Below are 20254 nucleotides of genomic sequence, written 5' to 3' on the forward strand. Positions count from 1 at the left end.
CGGCACAGCCCGTACCGACCGCACCGCCGCCGGAGGCGAACCATGGAACAGACCGCGTTACGGCCCAGGCCGATGCCCGGCGACGGGGGCGGCGGCGGATCCGGGGGCGGGCCGGACTCCGGCCCGCCCGGCAGGCGCCCCGGGCGCCGGCGCGGGCGGCCGGCGGCCGTGCTGCTCGGGGTGCTGGCGGGGATGGTCCTGGTGCTCGCGGGGGCCGGGCTGGGGGCGGTGGGGGCCACGGTCGTCGGCGCGGGCGGGCTCGCCGAGCCGAAGCGGCAGACCGGGGCGGCCCCGGCACCGCGGTCCGCCCCGCCCGCGCCCGTGGTCACCAGGCTCGGCGTGGAGGTGGCCGACGACAGGAGACCCGGGGCGCTGGTCGTCGCCGTGCACGTGCCCGGCCCGGGGGCCTCGGCCGGTCTCGTGCGCGGCGACGTCCTCCTCGCCTTCGGCACCACCCGTGTCGACTCGGCCGCCGACCTGGCACGCGCCGTCTCCCGGGCCCGCCCGGGAGACGAGGTGAGACTGACGGTGCGCCACCGCGGCGGCGGCTACCGGCAGCTGACGGCCGTCCCCGGCATCGTCACGTGACCACGCGGAAGTGGGTCGTCAGCCGGCCCTCGTCGTCCCGGACGTGGAAGGCGGGCCCGACCGGGGCGTCCGGGTCCGGGACCTGCTCGCCGGATCGGCGGACTCACTCCCGCTCGGCCCGTACGCCTCCTCGACCGCGCCTGCTGACGGTCTGATGCGATCGGACCGTTCCAGGTATTGGAGATGGAAGGGGAACGCTCAGCCATTGGTCGTGGCGGGTCGCGGGGCGAACACGGCGAACCGGCTCGCGCCGCCCCCGCCCGCCGGGCAGGATGCTGCCCGTAACCCGCTGTCGCCCTGGGAGGCCCCCGAATGACCGGCGCCGTGCCCGCGTCCTTCACCGCCGACGACTACGAGGCCCGCATGGAGCGTGCGGCGCGGCAGGCCGCCGACGCCGGGCTCGCCGGACTGCTCGTGGCACCCGGCCCCGACCTGGTGTGGCTCACCGGCTACACCCCCACCGCCGTCACCGAGCGGCTCACCCTGCTGGTCCTGGCGGCCGGCCGGGACCCCGTGCTCGTCGTCCCCACCCTGGAGGCCCCGGACGCCGAGCGCGCCCTGGGCGCCTCCGCTCTCACCCTGCGCGACTGGACCGACGGCAAGGACCCCTACGCCACCACCGCCGCCCTGCTGGACGCGGACGGACGGTTCGGCATCAGCGACAACGCCTGGGCCATGCACCTGCTGGGCCTGCAGAAGGCGCTGCCCGGCACCTCGTACGCCTCCCTCACCGAGGCCCTGCCGATGCTCCGCGCCGTCAAGGACGCGGCGGAGCTGGAGCTCCTGGCCGCCGCCGGGGCCGCGGCGGACGCGGCCTTCGAGGAGATCAGGGGCGTCGCCTTCGCCGGCCGCCGCGAGACCGACGTCGCCGCCGACCTGGCCGCCCTGCTGCGCCGGTTCGGACACTCCCAGGTCGACTTCACGATCGTCGCCTCCGGCCCCAACGGCGCCAACCCGCACCACGAGATCGGCGACCGCGTCATCGAACGCGGCGACATGGTCGTCCTCGACTTCGGCGGCCTCAAGGACGGCTACGGGTCCGACACCTCCCGCACCGTCCACGTCGGCGAACCCACCGACGAGGAGCGCCGGGTGCACGACCTCGTGCGCGAGGCGCAGGAGGCGGGCTTCCGCGCGGTGCGGCCCGGAGTCGCCTGCCAGGAGGTCGACCGCGCCGCCCGCGGGGTCATCGCCGACGCCGGGTACGGGGAGTACTTCATCCACCGCACCGGGCACGGCATCGGCGTCACCACGCACGAGCCGCCCTACATGATCGAGGGCGAGGAGCGGCCCCTCGTCCCCGGCATGTGCTTCTCCGTGGAACCCGGCGTCTACCTGCCCGGCCGGTTCGGCGTGCGCATCGAGGACATCGTGACCGTGACCGAGGACGGCGGACGGCGGTTGAACAACACCGTGCGGGAGATGGTCATAGTGGACTGAACGGCCCCCCCGTCCCCTCCCTGCCTCCCCGAACGGCAACGGCGCGATCATGACCCAGGCACCGACACCCACCGCGGACACCGTCCGCCGACTGGCCCGCTCCCTGCTGCAGGACAGTGGGAAGGGCGGCGGCGGGAAGGGCGGCGGCGCGGATTCCGCCGCAGGCCCCGACGTCCGGCCCGCCGCCGCGGGCGCCGGGCCCGCCACCTGGTGGGTCGGCACCCGCCACGTGCTGCGCCTCGCCCCGGACCGTGAGGCGAGCGTGCGCCGCCGCCGCGAACTGCGGCTGCGCGACCTCGTCCGCCCGCACGTCCCGGTCGCGCTGCCGTCCGCCGTGGCGCACGGCGAGTGGGCGCCCGGTCTGTTCTGCAGCCTGGACACCCGGCTGGCCGGTGGCACGGGGGAGGAGCACACCGTCTCCGCCGTCGGCGAGGCCGACCTGGCGGGGCTGCTCACGGGGCTGCGGGAGGTGCCGGTGCGGCAGGCGGAGACGCTCGGCGTGCCGCGCGTCTCCCCGCGCTCCCTGGAAGCCCTGCGCCGGGCCGCCGCGGAGGCCGCCGGACGGCTCGCCGAGGCCGACGAGTTCGACCCGGACCGGCTGAACCAGCTCACCCCGCCCGCCGCGGTCCAGCTCGCCGCCCAGCCCGGCACGGCCGTCCTCGTCCACCACGCCCTCACCGGCGGACACCTCGTGGTGAGCGCGGACGGCAGGGTGCGCGGCGTCCTCGGCTGGGACGCGGCGGTGGTCGGCGACCCCGCCGAGGACATCGCGGGCCTCGCGCTCGCCGTCGGCGCCCCGGCCGCCGTACGCGCCGCCACCCTCGCCGGCTACGGCGCCCGCCCCTGTCTGCGCGGCCTGTGGCTGGCCCGCTGCGACTCGGTCCTCCACCTCGCCGAGGCCCTCACCGGCCGCACCACCGTCCCGCCGCCTGTCCCGCGCGCCCGGCTGGGCCGTGCCTGGGAGCCGATCATGCTGGAAAGGGTGACGGACTTCGGCCGCGCGGACGACGCGCGGTAGAGGGCCCCTCCGGCACGATCCGCCGGAGGGGCCCCGGTCACGGCCCGCCCGCGCCGGCCGCCGGCGGGACCGCTCCGGGACCGGACCGTGTGGCCGGGGCAGGCGTGTCGCGGCCTTCGCGAGCGCCGGGCGGCCCTCAGACCTGGAGGAGGACGACCGCCGACCGGCCCGGCAGCCGCAGCACCCCGTCCGCGCCCGGGGTCTCCACCGGCTCCCACGCCGCGAGGACGCGCGCCCCGGGGACGCCCAGGGGGATCGCCGCCCGCTCGGCGCCGAGGTTCACCGCGACCCGGACGTCCCCCCGCCGGAAGGCCAGCCAGCGGTGCTCCTCGTCGTAGGCCACCTTGGTGTCGCCGAGGTCGGGGTCGGTGAGGTCCGGCTGTTCCCGGCGCAGGGCGATCAGGAGCCGGTACCAGGACAGCACGCGCGCGTGGGGCTCGCGTTCCGGCTCCGACCAGTCGAGGCAGGAGCGGTCGCGGGTGGCGGGGTCCTGCGGGTCGGGCACGTCCTGCTCGGCCCAGCCGTGCGCCGCGAACTCCCGGCGCCTGCCGTCGCTCACCGCCTTGGCGAGCTCCGGGTCGGTGTGGTCGGTGAAGAACTGCCAGGGTGTGCCCGCCCCCCACTCCTCGCCCATGAACAGCATGGGGGTGAAGGGAGAGGTCAGCGTGAGGGCCGCCGCGCAGGCCAGCAGGCCGGGGGAGACCAGGGCGGCCAGCCGGTCCCCCCGGGCGCGGTTGCCGACCTGGTCGTGGGTCTGGCCGTAGCCGAGGAGCCGGTGCCCGGCCACCCGGTTGCGGTCCAGGGGGCGGCCGTGGTGCCGGCCCCGGAAGCTGGAATACGTCCCGTCGTGGAAGAAGCCGCCGGTGAGCGTCTTGGCGAGGGCCGCGAACGGGGCGCGCGCGAAGTCGGCGTAGTAGCCCTGCGCCTCACCGGTCAGCGCGGTGTGCAGGGCGTGGTGGAAGTCGTCGTTCCACTGTGCGTGCAACCCGAGGCCGCCCTCCGCGCGGGGCCGGATGATCCTGGGGTCGTTCAGATCCGACTCGGCGATCAGGAAAAGGGGCCGGCCGGTGTCGGCGGCGAGGGTGTCCACGGCCCCGGACAGTTCCTCCAGGAAGTGGCACGCGCGCGTGTCCGCCAGCGCGTGCACCGCGTCGAGGCGCAGCCCGTCGAACCGGTAGTCCCGCAGCCAGGCCAGCGCGCTGTCCACGAGGAACGCGCGCACCTCGTCGGAGCCGGGCGCGTCCAGATTGACCGCCGCCCCCCACGGGGTGTGATGGGTGTCCGTGAAGTACGGTCCGAACAGCGGCAGGTAGTTCCCGGACGGCCCCAGGTGGTTGTGCACGACGTCCAGGACGACGCCGAGGCCGAGGGCGTGGGCCCGGTCGACGAACCGTTTCAGTCCCTCGGGTCCGCCGTACGGTTCGTGCACCGCCCACAGCGAGACCCCCTCGTACCCCCATCCGTGCCGGCCCGGGAACGGGCACACCGGCATCAGCTCCACATGGGTCACGCCCAGCTCCGCGAGATGGCCGAGCCGCTCGGCGGCGGCGTCGAAGGTGCCCTCGCGCGTGTACGTGCCCACGTGCAACTCGTACAGCACCGCGCCGGGCAGCGGGCGCCCCGTCCACTCCGTGCTCCAGGTGAACCGGTCGTGGTCGACGACGGCGCTCAGGCCGTCGGGACCGTCCGGCTGCCGGCGCGAGCGCGGATCGGGCAGGACGGGACCGTCGTCCAGCGCGAAGCCGTACCGGGAGCCGTCGTGTGCCCCGGCCTCCCCCCGCCACCACCCCTCCCGCTCCGGATCACGCTCCAATGCCCGCGTGACGCCGTCGCACTCGAGCGTCACTCGGCCGGCCTGCGGTGCCCACACCTCGAACTGCACGGACGGTTCCCCTTCGTCTGCTCACCGTGATGTAGCCCGTCCATCGTGCTCCATGGGAGATCAATTCGCCGGTGGATCCGCCCTTTTGCGGCAGGTGTCGCCGGGCAGGCCCACGCGTGCGGCCGTTTCCCCGCTTTCTGGACAGCCCGGCCGTCACTGACCGACAATCGGCGGCGTGACGTCGTCCTTCGAGTTCCACACGTATCCCGCGCGGCTCTCCGACGCGGAGCGCGACAAGGCGCTGAGCGTGCTGCGGGACGGCGTCGCCATGGGCCGCCTGTCCCACGACACGTTCGTCCGGCGGATGGAACTCGCGCTCGCGGCGCGCCGTTCCGACGAACTCGCCGCGCTCACCGCCGACCTCCCGCAGGAAAGCCGCTTCTCCCGCCTGGTGTTCGGCACCGTGGAGGCCGTCTCCGGATTCACCGTGCGGCTGCGCCGGGCCTGGCAGGCCGAGAAGCTCCCCAAGCTGCTGCTGCCGCACCCGGCGACCGGCCACCCCCTGCGCATAGGCCGCGATCCCGGCAGCGGGCTGCGGCTCAGCCACGAGACGGTCTCCCGCGTGCACGCCGAACTCCGCCACCAGGGCGGCCTCTGGGTGCTGCGGGACCTCGGCTCCACCAACGGCACCACGGTGAACGGGCGTCGGGTGGTCGGCGCGGCCGTCGTCCGCGAGGGCGACCAGATCGGCTTCGGGCAGATCACCTACCGGCTCGCGGCACACTGACACCCGGCGGGTCCCCGGCGAAATCCCCACGATCGTCGCGGTGTTGACGTACCCCCGAAGTCGTGACTGACTGTGCGTACGCCATGCACTCCCGGTGAAACGACGGCGCCGCTTCGTGGAGGTGTGCCCTGCCGCCCCTCCCGCACTACCCGACCGTCGACGAACTGGGCGCGCGGGCCGCCGCCCTCGTCGCCCGGCATCCCCGCGACGCCCGTCTGCGCCGTGTCGGCGCCTCCCGCGCGGGCACCCCCCTGTGGCTGCTCAGCGTCGGCCACGGCAGCCGCCAGGCCCTCGTCGTCGCCGGGCCGCACGCCAACGAGCCCGTGGGCGGCGCCACCGTGCTGCGGCTGGCCGAGCGCGCCCTGGCCGACCCCCGGCTCACCGAGGGCGCCGACGCCACCTGGAACCTGCTGCTCTGCCTCGACCCCGACGGACTGCGCCGCAACGAGCGCTGGCTGACCGGCCCGTACACCCTCGGCCACCACTTCCGGAACTTCTTCCGGCCCGGTTTCCTGGAACAACCCGAGTGGCTGCCCGACGGCGCCGCCGCTGCCGCACTGCCCGAGACCCGCGCCCTGCTCGCCCTCCAGGACGAACTGCGGCCCTTCCTCCAGTGCTCCCTGCACGGCGTCGACGTCGGCGGCGGCTTCGTCGAGCTCACCCGTGACCTGCCCGGCCTCGACCGGCGGGTCGCGGGCATCGCCGCCCGCCTCGGCGTCCCGCGCGAACTCGGCGCCTACGACGCCCTGTACTGGCCCGGCCTCGGCCCCGCCGTCTACCGCATCCCGCCCCCGCGCCGCCGCGACCTCGCCGCCGCCATCACCGAGGCCGCCGTCGAGTCGACGTGGTTCCACCCGCACGGGTACGGCACCGTCACCGCGGTCGTCGAGGCACCCATGTGGGGGGTGACGGCCGTCGGGGACGGTTCCCCGTACGCCGGCGTGGAGGCGGAACTGCGGTCCGTCAGCCGCACCCTGCGCCAGGACACTTCGTTGCTGGCGGGCCTGACGGACCGGATCCGGCCGTATCTCGGCGGCGTACCCGACGCGGCGCGGTTGCTCGCCCCGGTCGACGACTACCTCCTGGTCTGCCCGGGGCTCGCCGACGCGTGGGATCCCGACCGCGGGAACGATTCTGCTCATCCGCTGCCGCCCATGACCACCGCCGGCCTCGCCGCCCTGCGCCTCTCCGGGCGGCGGCTGGCCCTGCGCACCGCCGGGCTGCTGCACCAGCTGGTGACGCGCTCCGGGCACGACCCGGCCGGGGCGCTGCCGGAGCTGGACCGGCTCATCGACGCGCGGTGCGCCGACTGCCGGGACGTGTTCGGGGCGCGCTGGATCGCGGTCGCACGCCAGGCCGAGTACCAGGCGCGGGTCGTCCTCGCCGCGTTCGGGCTGGCCGGACACGGGGCCTTCCGTTCGGGTGAGCCGGGGTGGGGTCCGGACACCGTCGTGCCGATGTACCGGGAATGACACACATCTCAGTGAAAACGGTACGGGCGGGACTGGTCACCGCCCTCGTCCTGCTCGCGTGCGCGGTGCCCGCGCAGGCCGGTGCCGGGCACTCCGCCGAGGACGCCGGGGACAGCTGGCTGATGCTCACGGTCAGCCACGGAGGGGCGCAGTCCGCCGCGCGGGGCGGCACCATGCTGCGGTGCGACCCGCCCGGCGGGGACCACCGGCACGCCGCCGCCGCCTGCGCGGAGCTGGCCGCGGCGAACGGGCACGTCTCCGACATCCCGAAGAAGTACGTCGACTGCCCGGAGGTCTTCGCCCCGGTGACCGCCCACGCCCAGGGGAAGTGGCGCGGACGGCAGGTCGAGTACAGCGGGACCTTCTCGAACACCTGCGTGCTGAACGCCCGGACGGGCTCGGTCTTCGCCCTGGACGAGGCGTAGCGCCTCCCGCGCCACGGCCGCGGCGGTGCCGCGCGGTGCTGTCAGCCCGCCCGCTCGCGGGCGTGGTGGGCGGCTGCCAGCACCGCGCGGGACTGGTGCTCGACCTGATGGTTCACCGGCACCCAGCGGGCGCGGAAGCGGTCGGCGAACGCGGCGCTCCAGCGCGCGACCAGCCCTTCCAGACGAGCCGCCGCCCCCGCGTCGCTCTCCCGCAGCGCCCGCCGCAGCATCGCCGCCGCCCTGAGCGGCACCCGGCGCGCGAACGCGTCCACGCTCCCCACGTACGCCCGCGTGCCGTCGGCGGGCGGTGTGCGGGCCAGGTCGGCGGCCAGCCCCGGCACCAGCTCCAGCCCCCAGGTGGCCGCCCGCAGCAGCGGCCCGCCCGCGTCCCCGTGCCGCGGACGCGCCTCCTCCAGCACCCGCCGCACCTCGCCCGAGTCCCGCAGCAGCCGGTCCGCGAGCCGGCGCATCACCGCGTCCGGTGCCGGATGCGGTGCCGGGTCGTCGACCAGGTCGCTCGCCCACATCGGCACCTCGATCACCGCGGTCATCCCGCCGTACCGGTGGGCGTGGTACCAGGTGCTGTGCCGCGCGTCGTCGGTCAGGCTCGGATAGGCCGGCGCGGCCTCGGGCGCCGGCATCACATGCACCCCGGGGCCGGACACCGGCCAGCCCGCCGCGTCCGAGGCGCCCGTCTCCACCGGAATGTGCAACTGCGCCGCCGACTTGGCGAACGGCTCCGCGAGCCCGGGCACGTCCCTCGTCAACTGCACCCAGCTGCCGCCCAGATCGGTGCCGTGCAGGGACACCTGCAGATAGGGCCGCACCTCGTCGATGACCCCGGTCAGCGCCCGGGTCTCGGGCGGCAGCCGGCCGGGCGGCAGCACCGACGGCGCCCACTCCGGCTGCTCCGGCCCCGCCGGACGGAAGAACCCCAGGTGATAGTCGTACAGACTGCGCGGCGCCGGCGTCACATGGAGGCTCGCCCCGTCGGGGTCCGCGCACAGCAGGAAGTGCCACGACGTGCCGTCGCGCAGTTCCCGTTCCCGGACCGTCCGTCGGGCCAGCGCGAGCAGCGTGCCCCCGCCGGCCGGTTCGTTGGCGTGGGCGCCGGCGACCACCAGCACGGCCCGCCGCGCGTGTCCGACGGACAGCAGGTGCAACGGCCGGCCCGCGCGGGACGCCCCCACCTGCCGCAGGACGCACAGACCGGGCGCCCCGGCGGCCAGCGCGCGGGCGGCGGAGACCAGTTCGGCCACCGTCGGATAGCGCAGCTCCAGCAGCGGACCCACCCCCCGTCACCACCCGAATCCGCACTGCGCAGTACCCCACGGCGGGGAGGTGGTGTCAAGGGTGCTCAGTCCGGGAGCCGCTCCAGCAGCGCCACGGGTGAGCGCCCGAGCAGCTCCTCCACGCGCGCGTGCCCGCTGAACTCCCGCCCCTTCTCCCGCACGTCGGCCCACCGTCCCGGCGGCAGGGGCAGGCGGGTGTCGCGCCAGCCGCCCGCCTCCGCCAGCCGGAGCGACAGCCGGGTCACGGCGGTGAGCACCTCACCGGAGCGCACGAAGGCCAGGCAGTGCGCCGCCGCGGGCCCCTCGGCGGACAGCGGTTCGTACGAGGCCGTGTCGCCGAAGACGTCCGGCCGCCGCGCCCGCAGCCGCAGCGCCGCCCGCGTCACCGCCTCCTTCTCCTTGCTGCTTCCGTCGCCCCCGTCGCCCGTGAACCGCACGGTCCGCCGGTTGTCCGGGTCGACCAGCGCCCGGTACTCGTGCTCCGTGCCCTGGTAGAGGTCGGGCACCCCCGGCATCGTCAGGTGGACCAGCGCCGTGCCCAGGACGTTCGCCCGGACGTGCGCCTCCAGCGAGGCGCGCAGCGCCGCCACCCGCTCGCCCGGCACCCCGCACGGCCCCGCCGCCACGAACCGCGCCACCGCCTCCTCGTACGGCGGCTCCTGCTCCGTCCAGCTCGTGTACAGGCCCGCCTCCCGCACATGCTTCAGCAGCGCCCCCCGCACCCGCTCCTCCTCCGCCGGGCCGAGCCCGAACACCGTCTGCCAGGCCGCCCACGCCAGCTGCGCGTCCGGCACGCCCTCGCCCGCGCGGGTGACCTCCGCCAGGACGTCCGCCCAGCGCTCCGGGCACTCGGTGAGCACCTGCAGCGCCGCCCGCACATCGGCACTGCGCTTGGTGTCGTGCGTGGAGACGACCGTCCCGGTCGACGGCCAGTCGCGCTGCACGCGCGCGCAGTACGCGTGGAACCGCTCCGGGGACACGGCCGGGGCACCGGGGTTCCCGCCCACCTCCGTCGCCGACAGCAGCGGCACGTAGCGGTAGAACGCCGTGTCCTCCACGGACTTGGCCCGCAGCGCCGACGCGGTCTGCGCGAACCGCGTACGGAACTCCACGTACTCCGCGCCGTCCCCGTACCGCCCGAGCACCAGGTCCCGTACGACGTCCACCGCCCCGGCCTCCTCGGGGACGGCGAAGGCGAGCCGGGCCTCGGCGGCGGCCGCCTCGGTGACCACCGCGGACGCGTCCACGGAGTCGTACGGGCGGTACACCTCCAGCCGTACCAGCAGCTCCTGCAGGGCGGTGCGCAGCGCCCAGGGCGCGCGGTCGCGCAGCCCGGTCTCCGGAGCGGTCGCGCACAGCCGGCCCGCCACCCGGGTCAGCCGGTCCATCTCGGTGGCCAGCTCGTGCGTGAGCACCTTGTACGCGGCCCGCCGCACCGTGGCGTCCCAGTCGCCGCCCCGGTCCGTCTGCGGGGCCGCGAACCGCCGGTACCGGCCGAGCAGCTCCCCGAACCCCGCCGGGTCCGTGAACAGCCCGTCCACGTGCCGCAGGGCGTCGTAGCCGGTGGTGCCGGCGACCGGCCAGGAGGCGGGCAGCGGCTCGCCGTCGGAGAGGATCTTCTCCACCACCGTCCACCGGCCGCCCGTGGCCTCGTGCAGCCGCCGCAGATAGCCGTCGGGGTCGGCGAGCCCGTCCGGGTGGTCGACGCGCAGCCCGTCGACCACGCCCTCCCGGAGCAGCTGGAGGATCTTGGCGTGCGTGGCCTCGAACACCTCCGGATCCTCCACCCGCACCCCGATCAGCTCGGAGATGCTGAAGAACCGCCGGTAGTTCAGCTCGGTCCGCGCGAGGCGCCACCACACGGGGCGGTACCACTGCGCGTCCAGCAGCTCCGGCAGCGGCAGCCCGGCCGTCCCCTCGCGCAACGGGAACGCGTGGTCGTGGTAGCGCAGCACGTCGCCGTCGGTCTTCAGGTGCCCGGCCTCCTGACCGAGCGGCCCCCCGAGCACCGGCAGCAGCACCTGGCCGCCCTGCGCCTCCCAGTCGATGTCGAACCACCGCGCGTAAGGCGACGCGGGACCCTCGCGCAGCACCTCCCACAGGGCCCGGTTGTGGCGCGGGGACATCGCCATGTGGTTCGGGACGATGTCCAGGACCAGGCCGAGACCGTGCTCCCGCGCGGTGCGCGCCAGCTCCCGCAGCCCCTCCTCGCCGCCCAGCTCCTCGCGCACGCGCGTGTGGTCCACCACGTCGTAGCCGTGCAGCGAGCCGGGCACGGCCTCCAGGACGGGCGACAGGTGCAGATGGGACACGCCGAGCGAGGCCACGTACGGCACGGCGCCGGCCGCCGCCCCGAACGGGAAGCCGGGCTGCAGCTGCAGCCGGTAGGTGGCCGTGGGCACCGCCGGGTCAGGTCGCTCAGAGGTCATGGGAACCTACGTACCCGCGTGGCGGCCTTATCTGTCATCGCTCCTCCCGCCGAGCCACCCGTCGCCCGGACGGGTGGCTCCGAGAAGTGCCGGGTGCGCCGGGTGCGCCGGATGCGGCGGGTGTCGCGCTACACCGGCCGCTGCAGCACCGTCATGCTGCGGTCGATCAGCGTCAGCCGGGTGCCGGCCGCCACCTTCGGACCGGTCCCCGGCGGTACGCCGTCCGCGCGGGCGGTGTCGACGACCACCTGCCACTGCCGGCCGTGGTCGACCGGCACCACGAAGTCCAGCGGCTTGGGGGAGGCGTTGAACATCAGCAGGAACGAGTCGTCGGTGATGCGCTCCCCGCGCTGCCCGGGCTCGGAGATCGCGTTGCCGTTGAGGAACACCGTCAGCGCCGACGCCCGCGCCGAGTCCCAGTCCCGCTGGGTCATCTCCGCGCCCTCGGGAGTGAACCAGGCGATGTCGGAGAGGTCGTCGTGGGTGCCCTCCACCGGCCGGCCGTGGAAGAAGCGGCGCCGCCGGAACACCGGATGGTCCTTGCGCAGCCACACCATCGCGCGGGTGAACTCCAGCAGCCGCCGGCGCGGGTCCTCCCCGCCGTCCTCCCCCTCGCCGGGCGCGGGCCAGTCCAGCCAGGCCAGCTCGTTGTCCTGGCAGTAGGCGTTGTTGTTGCCGCGCTGGGTGCGGGCCACCTCGTCGCCGTGGCTGATCATCGGCACGCCCTGGGACAGCATCAGCGTGGCGATGAAGTTGCGCATCTGCCGGGCCCGCAGCCGCAGCACGTCCGGGTCGTCGGTCTCGCCCTCGGCGCCGCAGTTCCAGGACCGGTTGTGGCTCTCGCCGTCCCGGTTGTCCTCGCCGTTGGCCTGGTTGTGCTTGTCGTTGTACGACACCAGGTCGTGCAGCGTGAAGCCGTCGTGGCAGGTCACGAAGTTGATCGAGGCCAGCGGGCGGCGTCCGTCGTCCTGGTACAGGTCGGAGGAGCCGGTCAGCCGGGAGGCGAACTCCGCGAGCGCGCGCGGCTCGCCCCGCCACAGGTCCCGCACGGTGTCGCGGTACTTGCCGTTCCACTCGGTCCACAGCGGCGGGAAGTTGCCCACCTGGTAGCCGCCCTCCCCGACGTCCCAGGGTTCGGCGATCAGCTTCACCTGGGAGACGATCGGGTCCTGCTGCACCAGGTCGAAGAACGACGACAGCCGGTCCACCTCGTGGAACTGCCGCGCGAGGGTCGCCGCCAGGTCGAAGCGGAACCCGTCGACGTGCATCTCGGTGACCCAGTACCGCAGCGAGTCCATGATCATCTGCAGTACGTGCGGGGACCGCATGAGCAGGGAGTTCCCCGTGCCCGTCGTGTCCATGTAGTACCGGGGGTCGTCGGTCAGCCGGTAGTACGACGGGTTGTCGATGCCCTTGAGGGACAGCGTGGGGCCCAGGTGGTTGCCCTCGGCGGTGTGGTTGTAGACCACGTCGAGGATCACCTCGATCCCGGCCTCGTGCAGCGCCTTCACCGCCGACTTGAACTCCAGCACCTGCTGGCCCCGGTCGCCCCAGGACGCGTAGGCGTTGTGCGGGGCGAAGAAACCGATCGTGTTGTAGCCCCAGTAGTTGTTGAGGCCCATGTCCACCAGTCGGTGGTCGTTGACGAACTGGTGCACCGGCATCAGCTCCAGCGCCGTCACCCCCAGCCCGGTCAGGTGCTCGATCACCGCCGGGTGCGCGAGACCCGCGTAGGTGCCGCGCAGCTCCTCCGGCAGCCCCGGGTGGCGCATGGTGAGGCCCTTGACGTGGGCCTCGTAGATCACCGTGTGGTGGTACTCCGTACGGGGGCGCCGGTCGTCGCCCCAGTCGAAGTACGGATTGACCACGACCGACGTCATCGTGTGCGGCGCCGAGTCGAGGTCGTTGCGCCGGTCGCGGTCGTCGAAGTGGTAGCCGTACACCTCCTCGCCCCACCGGACCGCCCCGGCGATCGCACGTGCGTACGGGTCGAGCAGCAGCTTCGCCGAATTGCAGCGCAGCCCCCGCTCGGGGGCGTACGGCCCGTGCACACGGAAGCCGTACCGCTGCCCGGGCATGACCCCGGGCACGTACGCGTGCCGCACGAACGCGTCGCTCTCGCGCAGCTCGACCGCGGTCTCGGAGCCGTCGTCGTGCAGCAGACACAGCTCCACTCGGTCCGCGGCCTCCGTGAAGACCGCGAAATTCGTTCCGGCGCCGTCGTACGTGGCACCGAGCGGATACGCCTCGCCAGGCCAGACCTGCATGGATACGACTCTTTCAGGTGTACGGCGCCGGTGGGGCGCCTTGGCTCCGAGTGTTTCCGTGTCTCTTCGAAAGGGCGGGAACCACCTTCTACCCAGGCCCCCCGGGTCCGATGACCTCCGCCAGCAGCCGATCCCGCTATGAATCCGCTCACTCCCGGGCGCCCTCGGAACGGAACGGTCCCGTGAATACGGGAAGTTGGGAAACGACCCTGTCCATCGGGCTGCACCGTGCGCCGCTGGCGGAGTACTCTCCTTGATCGTCGGGACGGGAGTGCTCGGGGGAGCGGAAGGCGGTACGCGGGTGGGCGCGGGAGGGCTGGAACTGCCCCCTGGTGACGAGGGTCACGAGGGGAGCAGTTCCACGGACGTCCCGCCCGGTGCGGTGTCCCTGGCACGGCCGATGGACGCGGGCTCGATCGGGCCGGAGCTGGACTGGGGCGCCGACGCCTGGCGCGAGGTGCGCACCCGCGCCCAGCGGGCCGGCCGCGCCTACATCTGGCTGAACCTCGTCGAGCAGCGGCTGCGCGCGGTCGTGGCCGCCGTCCTGCGCCCCGTCTACGAGCCCGTGCACGGCGACGACTGGGTGGTCGCCGCCGCCGGGCCCACCGGGCAGGAGTGGGTGCAGCGCGCGGTCGCGGTGCGCGAGGTGAGCCGCCGCAAGGGCTATCTGCTCGACCCGGCCGACGACAACGTCCTGTCCTTCCTCACGCTGCCGCAGCTGCGCGAGCTGATGGTGGCGCACTGGCCCTGCTTCGAGCCGTACTTCGACGACCGCCGGGACGTCGAACTCGCCCTGGACGAGCTGGAGGTCACCCGGAACGTCGTCTCCCGCAACCGCGCGCTGTCCGAGGCGGTGCTCAGCCAGGCCGAGCGGGCCTCCGCGCGGCTCCTCGAGATGCTCGGCGCCGGCGGCGACGTGCCGTCCGCGCGCCGGCTGCCCGTCGACGCGGTCGAGGACCTGGTCGGCGACCGGTACGCCGACGTGGTCGCCGTCCACCCCGACCGGGTGCGGCTGCTGCGCCAGTTCCCGGCCGAGGACATCTTCGGCGGGGCCCGCCGGCTCGACGCCCTCGGCATCGGCCTCAACCTGCTGGTGCAGAACTTCTCCGGGCGCCGTCTGGTGCGGCTGGCGGAGTCCGGCTGCCGGGTGCGGCTGCTGTTCCTGAACCCCGCCTCCAGCGCGGTCAAGCGCCGCGAGCGGGAACTCGGACTCAAGCGCGGCGAGCTCGGCCGCAGCGTCGAGATGAACATCCTGCACATGCGCCGGGTCCGGTCCCGGCTGCGCGACCCCGGCGCCTTCGAGATCCAGGTCTACGACGAGACGCCCCGCTGCACCGCCTACCTCGTGGACGGGGACGGCTCGGACGGCGTCGCGGTCGTGCAGAACCACCTGCGCCGGGCCCGGGGCATGGAGGCACCGGTGCTGGTCCTGCGCAACGGGGTCAAGGTGGTCAAGCCGGGCGAAGTCGAGGAAGGCGGACTGTTCCCCACCTACCGTGAGGAGTTCGAGCTGATGTGGGCGGATTCGCGGCCGGTGTCGTGAGCGGGGCGCGGTGAGCCGTCCCGGCCGGTGTCGTGAGCGGGGCGTGGGGAGCCGTCCCGGCCGATAAGCGGAATGCGATCCTCTGATTGTCAGTGGTGCGTGCGAAGGTGGAGACCACTGGGGGAACGCACCACACAGAAGGGGGACGGCCCATGGGCTGGCACCGGGAGCTGCTGATCGGCTTCGACCTGGAGACGACGGGTACCGATCCGCGCGAGGCACGGATCGTCACGGGGGCCGTGATCGAGGTCAGGGCGGGGGAGGCGATGGGCCGCCGGGAGTGGCTGGCCGACCCGGGCGTGCCGATCCCGGAGGACGCGGTGGCCGTGCACGGCATCAGCAACGAGCGGGCGACCGCCGAGGGCAGCCCCGCCGGCCAGGTCGCCGACGCCATCGCCGGCGTCCTCACCGCCCACTGGAAGAAGGGCGTCCCGGTCGTCGCCTACAACGCCGCCTTCGACCTGACCCTGCTCTCCGCCGAACTGAGGCGTCATGGACTGCCGTCCCTGCGCGACCGCCTCGGCGGCGCCGACCCCGCCCCGGTCATCGATCCGTACACCATCGACCGTTCCGTCGACCGCTACCGGCGCGGCAAGCGCAACCTCGAAGCGGTCTGCGCGGAGTACGGCGTCGTCCTCGACTCGGCGCACGACGCGACCGCCGACGCCCTCGCCGCGGCCCGGCTGGCCTGCGCGATAGCCGGCCGCCACCCCAAGGTCGCGGCCCTCGGCCCGGTGGAGCTGCACCGCCGGCAGATCGAGTGGTACGCCGCGTGGGCGGCGGACTTCCAGGACTTCCTGCGCCGCAAGGGCGAGACCGACGCGGTGATCGACGGCACCTGGCCGCTGCGGGAGCCGGCGGGCGAGCGGGTCTGACGCGCCGGGCGGTCCGGAGCCGGAGGAGTCAGAAGGGGTACCAGCGCACGGTCTCGTCCCCGTCCCGCAGCGACGCCACCCGGCGCTCGAACTCGGCCAGCGCCTTGGGGTTGCCCGGCGCGTGCTGGGCGACCCAGGCGCAGCTGGCGGTCTCCCGCGCGCCGCGCAGCACCGAGCAGCCCTCCCAGGCGCGCACGTCCCAGCCGTAGGCGGCGGTGAAGGACGTGTACGCCTCGTCCGGCAGCCCGTAGCGGTCGTGGGAGAGGGCCATGACCACCAGGTCGTGCTCGCGCAGATCGGCCGAGAAGGTCTCCAGGTCGACCAGGACCGGCCCGTCCGGCCCGATGTGCACGTTGCGGGGCAGCGCGTCCCCGTGGACGGGGCCCGGCGGCAGATGGGGCGTCAGCGCCGCCGCGGCCGACGCGAAGCCGTCGCGCCGCTCGCGCAGATACGCCGCGTCCGCGGGGTCGATGGCGTCGCCCGCCAGCCGCAGCCAGCGCTCCACACCGTCCAGCAGCTCGCGGGGCGGCAGTGCGAAGGGGGGAGCGGGCAGTGCGTGGACCAGTCGCAGCAGTTCGGCCAGATCCCGGGGTGCGGCGGGCCGCACCGGGTCCGGCAGCCGGTGCCACACGGTCACCGGGTGCCCGTCGACCAGCAGCGCCTCCGGCTCGGCCGCCCGCACCGCCGGCACGCCCTCCTCCGCCAGCCACCCCGCGACGGCCAGCTCCCGGCGGGCCCGCTCCAGCAGCTCGGCGTCCCGGCCCACCTTGACGGCCAGGTCACCGGCGGCGAACACCGCGTTCTCCCCGAGGGCGAGCAGCCGCGCGTCCGCCGCCGCACCGGGCAGCACTCCCGCCGCCGCGAGTACGTCCCGCGCCCGTGCCTCGTCCATCCGTCCGCCTCCATGTCCGTCCACGCCCGATCACCGGTCTCGTCCGACCACCGGGATCCGGCCATCCGTCGGCCAGTGTCGCATTCGCACAGGTGGCGGCGGTGTGCGCGCTCCCTTGACGAGGCAGAACGCCTTCACGACCATGACCTGGCCCACCCGCGCCGCGCAAAGGGGCTGATTCCGTGACGTCAGTGACCGAGGTGAGGAGACCGGCGCCCCGCGCGCCCGACCCGCGCCGCGGAGCCGGACGGGCCGTCGACCACGGCCCCTGGTTCCTGGTGCTGCCCGCGCTGATCCCGATCCTCGTCCTCAGCGTCGGCCCGCTGCTCTACGGCGTCCTGCTGGCCTTCACCGACGCCCAGTCCGGGCGCACCGAGCCCACGCAGTGGATCGGCACCCTGAACTTCCAGGACCTGCTGCGGGACACCCTGTTCTGGGAGTCGTTCCGCATCGGCCTGGTGTGGGCCGTCGGGGTGACGGTGCCGCAGTTCCTGCTGGCGCTCGGCCTGGCCCTGCTGCTCGACCAGGACCTGAAGCTGCGCTGGCTCGCCCGCGCCCTGGCGATCGTCCCCTGGGCGATGCCCGAGGTCGTCGTCGGCATCATGTGGCGGATCGTCTACAACCCGGACGCCGGCATCCTCAACGAGACACTGCGCGACCTCGGCCTGGGGGACGGCCGGGACTGGCTCAGCGGGCTCGCCACCGCCCTGCCCGCGGTGATCGTCGTCGGCGTGTGGGCCGGAATGCCCCAGACCACGGTCGCGCTGCTCGCCGGGCTCCAGAACACCCCGCGCGAGCTGCACGAGGCGGCGGCGGTGGACGGCGCCGGCGCCTGGCGCCGCTTCCGGACGGTCACCTGGCCCGCCATCCGCCCCATCGCCCTCGCCATCACGGCACTCAACCTGATCTGGAACTTCAACTCCTTCGCCCTGGTCTACGTGCTGACCAACGGCGGCCCCGGCGGACGCACCCGGCTGCCCATGCTCTTCGCCTACGAAGAGGCCTTCCGCTACGGGCAGTTCGGCTACGCGGCGGCGATGGGCTGCGTCATGGTCGCCGCCGTCTCGATCGCGCTGGCCGTCTTCCTCGCCGGCCGGCTCCGGGGAGGCGACGAGACATGAGGACCTCCACCGGCGCCCGCGTCGGCCAGTACGCCGCGCTGCTCGTGTATCTCGTCTTCCTCGCCTTCCCGTTCCTCTGGCTGGTCTCGACGGCGTTCAAGCCGCCGACGGAGCTGGCCAGTCTGCATCCGACCTGGATTCCCCAGGACCCCACCCTCGCCAACTTCCGTCAGGCCTTCGAGGAACAGCCGCTGCTGCGGGCCGCCCTCAACTCCCTGCTCGCCGCGCTCGCCGCGGCCGTCGTCGCCGTCGTCATCGCCACCCCGATGGCCTATGTGATGGCCCGTCACCGCACCGCGCTCGCCCGGGCCGCCACCGGCTGGGTGGTGGTCAGCCAGGCGTTTCCGTTCGTGCTGCTGATCATCCCGCTGTTCCTGGTGCTGAAGAACCTGCGGCTGATCGACTCCGTGCCCGGTCTGGTGCTGGTCTACGTGGTCTGGGCGCTGCCCTTCGCCCTGTGGATGCTCACCGGATACGTCCGCGCCGTACCGGCCGAGCTGGAGGAGGCGGCGGCCGTCGACGGGGCCGGGCGGCTGCGGACCCTGGTGTCGGTGACCGCGCCGCTGCTCGCGCCGGGGATCGTGGCGACCGCGCTGTTCGCCTTCGTCACCGCGTGGAACGAGTTCTTCTTCGCCCTCGTCCTGCTCAAGACCCCGGAGAAACAGACCCTGCCGGTCGTCCTCACCCACTTCATCGGTGCCGAGGGAGTCGCCGACCTCGGCCCGCTGGCGGCCGCCGCGTTCCTCGCGACGCTGCCCTCCCTGGTCGTCTTCGCGATCATCCAGCGGCGGATCACGGGCGGCATGCTCGCCGGGGCGGTGAAGAGCTGATGCGGACCAGAATCCTCGTGGCGGCGCTCGCCGTCGCCCTGCTCCTCGCGGGCTGCTCCTCCGGCGGCACCCGCGACGACGGCCGGATCACCCTGCGCTTCCAGTCCCTGGCCTGGCAGGAGGAGTCCATCGAGGCCAACAAGGAACTCGTCGAGGAGTGGAACGCGGCCCACCCGGACATCCGGGTGGAGTACGTCCAGGGCAGCTGGGACAGCGTCCACGACCAGTTGCTCACCTCCTTCGAGGGCGGCGAGGCCCCCGACATCATCCACGACGCCTCCGACGACCTCGCCGACTTCGCCTACGGCGGCTACCTGGCCGATCTGACGGAGCTGCTGCCCGAGCGGCTGAAGTCCGACATCCCGCCCCGCGGCTGGGAGACCGTCACCTTCGACGACGGCGTCTACGGCGTCCCCTTCCTCCAGGAACCGCGTGTGCTCATCGCCAATGCCACCTGGCTGAAGGAGTCCGGCGTCCGCGTCCCGACGCCCGACGCCCCCTGGAGCTGGGACGAGTTCCGCCAGGTGACGAAGCGGCTCGGCGGCGACGGGAAGTACGGTGTCGCCTGGCCGCTCAAGGAGCCGGTGTCCGCCACGCTCAACCTGTCCCTCTCGGCCGGCGGCCGGCTCTTCCACCGGGGCGACGACGGCAAGGTGACCGTGCGGTTCGAGGGGGGCGACGAGGTCGTCCCGCGCACCGTCCACGAGCAGGTGAACACCGACCGCAGCGCCTCGCCCACCACGCTCGGCAGCGGCGGCTCCGACACCCTGCCCGGTTTCTTCGCCGGCAAGTACGCGATGGTGCCGCTCGGCTTCTCCTACCGCCAGCAGATCGTCCAGCAGGCGCCGGAGGGCTTCGACTGGCAGGTGCTGCCCGCCCCGGCCGGAGCCGGCGGACTCACCCAGGGCGTCAGCCCGCAGACCCTCTCCGTCGCCGAGGACTGCCCGCACAAGAAGGAGGCCGTGGCCTTCCTCGACTTCCTGCTCCGGCCGGAGAACATGGTCCGGCTCGCCCTCGGCGACTGGATGCTGCCCACCGGCAGCCGGGCCCTCGCCGACCCCGCCCTGCACACCGCCGAACACGGCTGGGCCACTGGCACGGCCCTCGCCGCGCACCTGCGCCCGGCCCCCGCCCAGACGGTACGGGGCTACCCCGAATGGAAGGACAAGGTCGCCACCCCGGCGCTCCAGGAGTACTACAGCGGCGCGATCGGTCTCGACGAGCTGCGCGAGCGGCTGGAGGAGGACGGCAACCTGGTCCTGGCCCGCTACCAGCGCTGAGCGCGACCGTTTCCCCGCCGCGCCCCACGTCCGCGTCGGGCGCCGTGGCGCCCCGCCGCTCGACCCCGGCGTGCCCGTCGGCGAAGTGGCACGGGTGCGGTGGCCGCACGAGGAGCTGACGACACGAGATCAAAGGAGTTGCACGAGACGTATCGTCTCGTCTACTGTCGGCG

The 20254-nt window shown here is 74.1% G+C and carries 16 protein-coding genes and 1 pseudogene; 11 read left to right on the forward strand and 6 right to left on the reverse strand.

Translation table 11 applies throughout. From position 1 onward, the window contains the following. Positions 1-42: 42 nt before the first annotated feature. Positions 43-588, forward strand: a complete 546-nt coding sequence (locus KUM38_RS31825) for a PDZ domain-containing protein (protein WP_217134580.1) — start codon at positions 43-45, stop codon at positions 586-588. On the opposite strand, the pseudogene KUM38_RS42425 reads toward KUM38_RS31825, so the two are convergent. After that, positions 581-679, reverse strand: a pseudogene (locus KUM38_RS42425) (phosphodiesterase); the annotation flags it as partial. The gene KUM38_RS31825 and the pseudogene KUM38_RS42425 sit on opposite strands and share 8 nt — an antisense overlap. Positions 680-900: 221 nt before the next feature. Here KUM38_RS42425 and KUM38_RS31830 point away from each other — a divergent pair. Both KUM38_RS31830 and KUM38_RS31835 read left to right on the forward strand, forming a co-directional pair. Then, the gene (locus tag KUM38_RS31830; protein WP_217134581.1) at positions 901-2028 is read left to right on the forward strand and encodes an aminopeptidase P family protein; all 1128 of its coding nucleotides are present in this window, start codon (positions 901-903) and stop codon (positions 2026-2028) included. A 49-nt stretch (positions 2029-2077) separates the two neighbouring features. Continuing rightward, a complete protein-coding gene (locus tag KUM38_RS31835) occupies positions 2078-3046 on the forward strand; it encodes an aminoglycoside phosphotransferase family protein (RefSeq protein ID WP_217134583.1) in 969 nt (322 codons plus the stop codon). Positions 3047-3182: 136 nt separating this feature from the next. Here KUM38_RS31835 and treZ read toward each other — a convergent pair whose 3' ends face one another. Next, complete coding sequence (gene treZ, locus KUM38_RS31840) at positions 3183-4928, reverse strand: malto-oligosyltrehalose trehalohydrolase (protein WP_217134584.1); 1746 nt, start codon at positions 4926-4928, stop codon at positions 3183-3185. 175 nt (positions 4929-5103) lie between these two features. On the opposite strand from treZ, the gene KUM38_RS31845 reads away from it, so the two are divergent. The 3 genes from KUM38_RS31845 (at position 5104) to KUM38_RS31855 (ending at position 7552) form a co-directional block, all read left to right on the forward strand. Continuing rightward, entirely contained in the window at positions 5104-5655 is a 552-nt protein-coding gene (locus KUM38_RS31845) for a DUF1707 and FHA domain-containing protein (RefSeq protein WP_217134586.1), read from the forward strand. Between the two features lie 128 nt (positions 5656-5783). After that, positions 5784-7127 (forward strand): M14 family zinc carboxypeptidase, encoded by a 1344-nt coding sequence (locus KUM38_RS31850; RefSeq protein WP_217134715.1) that lies wholly within the window; start codon positions 5784-5786, stop codon positions 7125-7127. 11 nt (positions 7128-7138) lie between these two features. Continuing rightward, positions 7139-7552, forward strand: a complete 414-nt coding sequence (locus tag KUM38_RS31855; protein ID WP_308409105.1) for an SSI family serine proteinase inhibitor — start codon at positions 7139-7141, stop codon at positions 7550-7552. 41 nt (positions 7553-7593) lie between these two features. Here the strand turns inward: KUM38_RS31855 and KUM38_RS31860 are convergent, their stop codons facing one another. The 3 genes from KUM38_RS31860 to glgX form a co-directional block, all read right to left on the reverse strand. Then, positions 7594-8844 (reverse strand): M14 family zinc carboxypeptidase, encoded by a 1251-nt coding sequence (locus tag KUM38_RS31860; protein WP_217134588.1) that lies wholly within the window; start codon positions 8842-8844, stop codon positions 7594-7596. Between the two features lie 65 nt (positions 8845-8909). Then, the gene (gene treY / locus KUM38_RS31865) at positions 8910-11273 is read right to left on the reverse strand and encodes a malto-oligosyltrehalose synthase (protein ID WP_217134591.1); all 2364 of its coding nucleotides are present in this window, start codon (positions 11271-11273) and stop codon (positions 8910-8912) included. Positions 11274-11401: 128 nt separating this feature from the next. Further along, positions 11402-13540, reverse strand: coding sequence for a glycogen debranching protein GlgX (glgX, locus tag KUM38_RS31870; RefSeq protein WP_217134594.1), 2139 nt, complete (start codon positions 13538-13540; stop codon positions 11402-11404). Positions 13541-13811: 271 nt separating this feature from the next. On the opposite strand from glgX, the gene KUM38_RS31875 reads away from it, so the two are divergent. After that, positions 13812-15083 (forward strand): SAV2148 family HEPN domain-containing protein, encoded by a 1272-nt coding sequence (locus KUM38_RS31875; RefSeq protein WP_217134717.1) that lies wholly within the window; start codon positions 13812-13814, stop codon positions 15081-15083. Between the two features lie 152 nt (positions 15084-15235). After that, positions 15236-15958, forward strand: coding sequence for a 3'-5' exonuclease (locus KUM38_RS31880; protein WP_217134595.1), 723 nt, complete (start codon positions 15236-15238; stop codon positions 15956-15958). A gap of 28 nt (positions 15959-15986) precedes the next feature. On the opposite strand, the gene KUM38_RS31885 is transcribed toward KUM38_RS31880, so the two are convergent. Beyond that, positions 15987-16850 carry an aminoglycoside phosphotransferase family protein gene (locus KUM38_RS31885; RefSeq protein WP_217134596.1) on the reverse strand — a complete coding sequence of 288 codons (864 nt, stop codon included), beginning with the start codon at positions 16848-16850 and terminating at the stop codon, positions 15987-15989. Positions 16851-17032: 182 nt separating this feature from the next. Here KUM38_RS31885 and KUM38_RS31890 point away from each other — a divergent pair, with 182 nt between their 5' ends. The 3 genes from KUM38_RS31890 to KUM38_RS31900 are packed head-to-tail and all read left to right on the forward strand — an operon-like array spanning position 17033 to position 20081. Then, on the forward strand, positions 17033-17971 hold the full coding sequence (locus KUM38_RS31890; protein WP_217134599.1) for a carbohydrate ABC transporter permease: 939 nt from the start codon (positions 17033-17035) through the stop codon (positions 17969-17971). After that, entirely contained in the window at positions 17968-18801 is an 834-nt protein-coding gene (locus tag KUM38_RS31895; RefSeq protein ID WP_217134601.1) for a carbohydrate ABC transporter permease, read from the forward strand. Before KUM38_RS31890 ends, KUM38_RS31895 begins: the two co-directional genes overlap by 4 nt. Continuing rightward, positions 18801-20081 (forward strand): ABC transporter substrate-binding protein, encoded by a 1281-nt coding sequence (locus tag KUM38_RS31900; protein ID WP_217134603.1) that lies wholly within the window; start codon positions 18801-18803, stop codon positions 20079-20081. The genes KUM38_RS31895 and KUM38_RS31900 overlap by 1 nt, the downstream gene beginning before the upstream one ends. Positions 20082-20254: the final 173 nt, after the last annotated feature.

Source organism: Streptomyces sp. AC558_RSS880 (genome assembly GCF_019049255.1).
Classification (GTDB): Bacteria; Actinomycetota; Actinomycetes; order Streptomycetales; family Streptomycetaceae; genus Streptomyces.

Coding starts and splice junctions, on each gene's coding strand:
- KUM38_RS31825 (WP_217134580.1), top strand. CDS start 43: ATGGAACAGACCGCGTTACGGCCCAGGCCGATGCCCGGCGACGGGGGC.
- KUM38_RS31830 (WP_217134581.1), top strand. CDS start 901: ATGACCGGCGCCGTGCCCGCGTCCTTCACCGCCGACGACTACGAGGCC.
- KUM38_RS31835 (WP_217134583.1), top strand. CDS start 2,078: ATGACCCAGGCACCGACACCCACCGCGGACACCGTCCGCCGACTGGCC.
- treY (WP_217134591.1), bottom strand. CDS start 11,273: ATGACCTCTGAGCGACCTGACCCGGCGGTGCCCACGGCCACCTACCGG.
- glgX (WP_217134594.1), bottom strand. CDS start 13,540: ATGCAGGTCTGGCCTGGCGAGGCGTATCCGCTCGGTGCCACGTACGAC.
- KUM38_RS31880 (WP_217134595.1), top strand. CDS start 15,236: ATGGGCTGGCACCGGGAGCTGCTGATCGGCTTCGACCTGGAGACGACG.
- KUM38_RS31885 (WP_217134596.1), bottom strand. CDS start 16,850: ATGGACGAGGCACGGGCGCGGGACGTACTCGCGGCGGCGGGAGTGCTG.
- KUM38_RS31895 (WP_217134601.1), top strand. CDS start 17,968: ATGAGGACCTCCACCGGCGCCCGCGTCGGCCAGTACGCCGCGCTGCTC.
- KUM38_RS31900 (WP_217134603.1), top strand. CDS start 18,801: ATGCGGACCAGAATCCTCGTGGCGGCGCTCGCCGTCGCCCTGCTCCTC.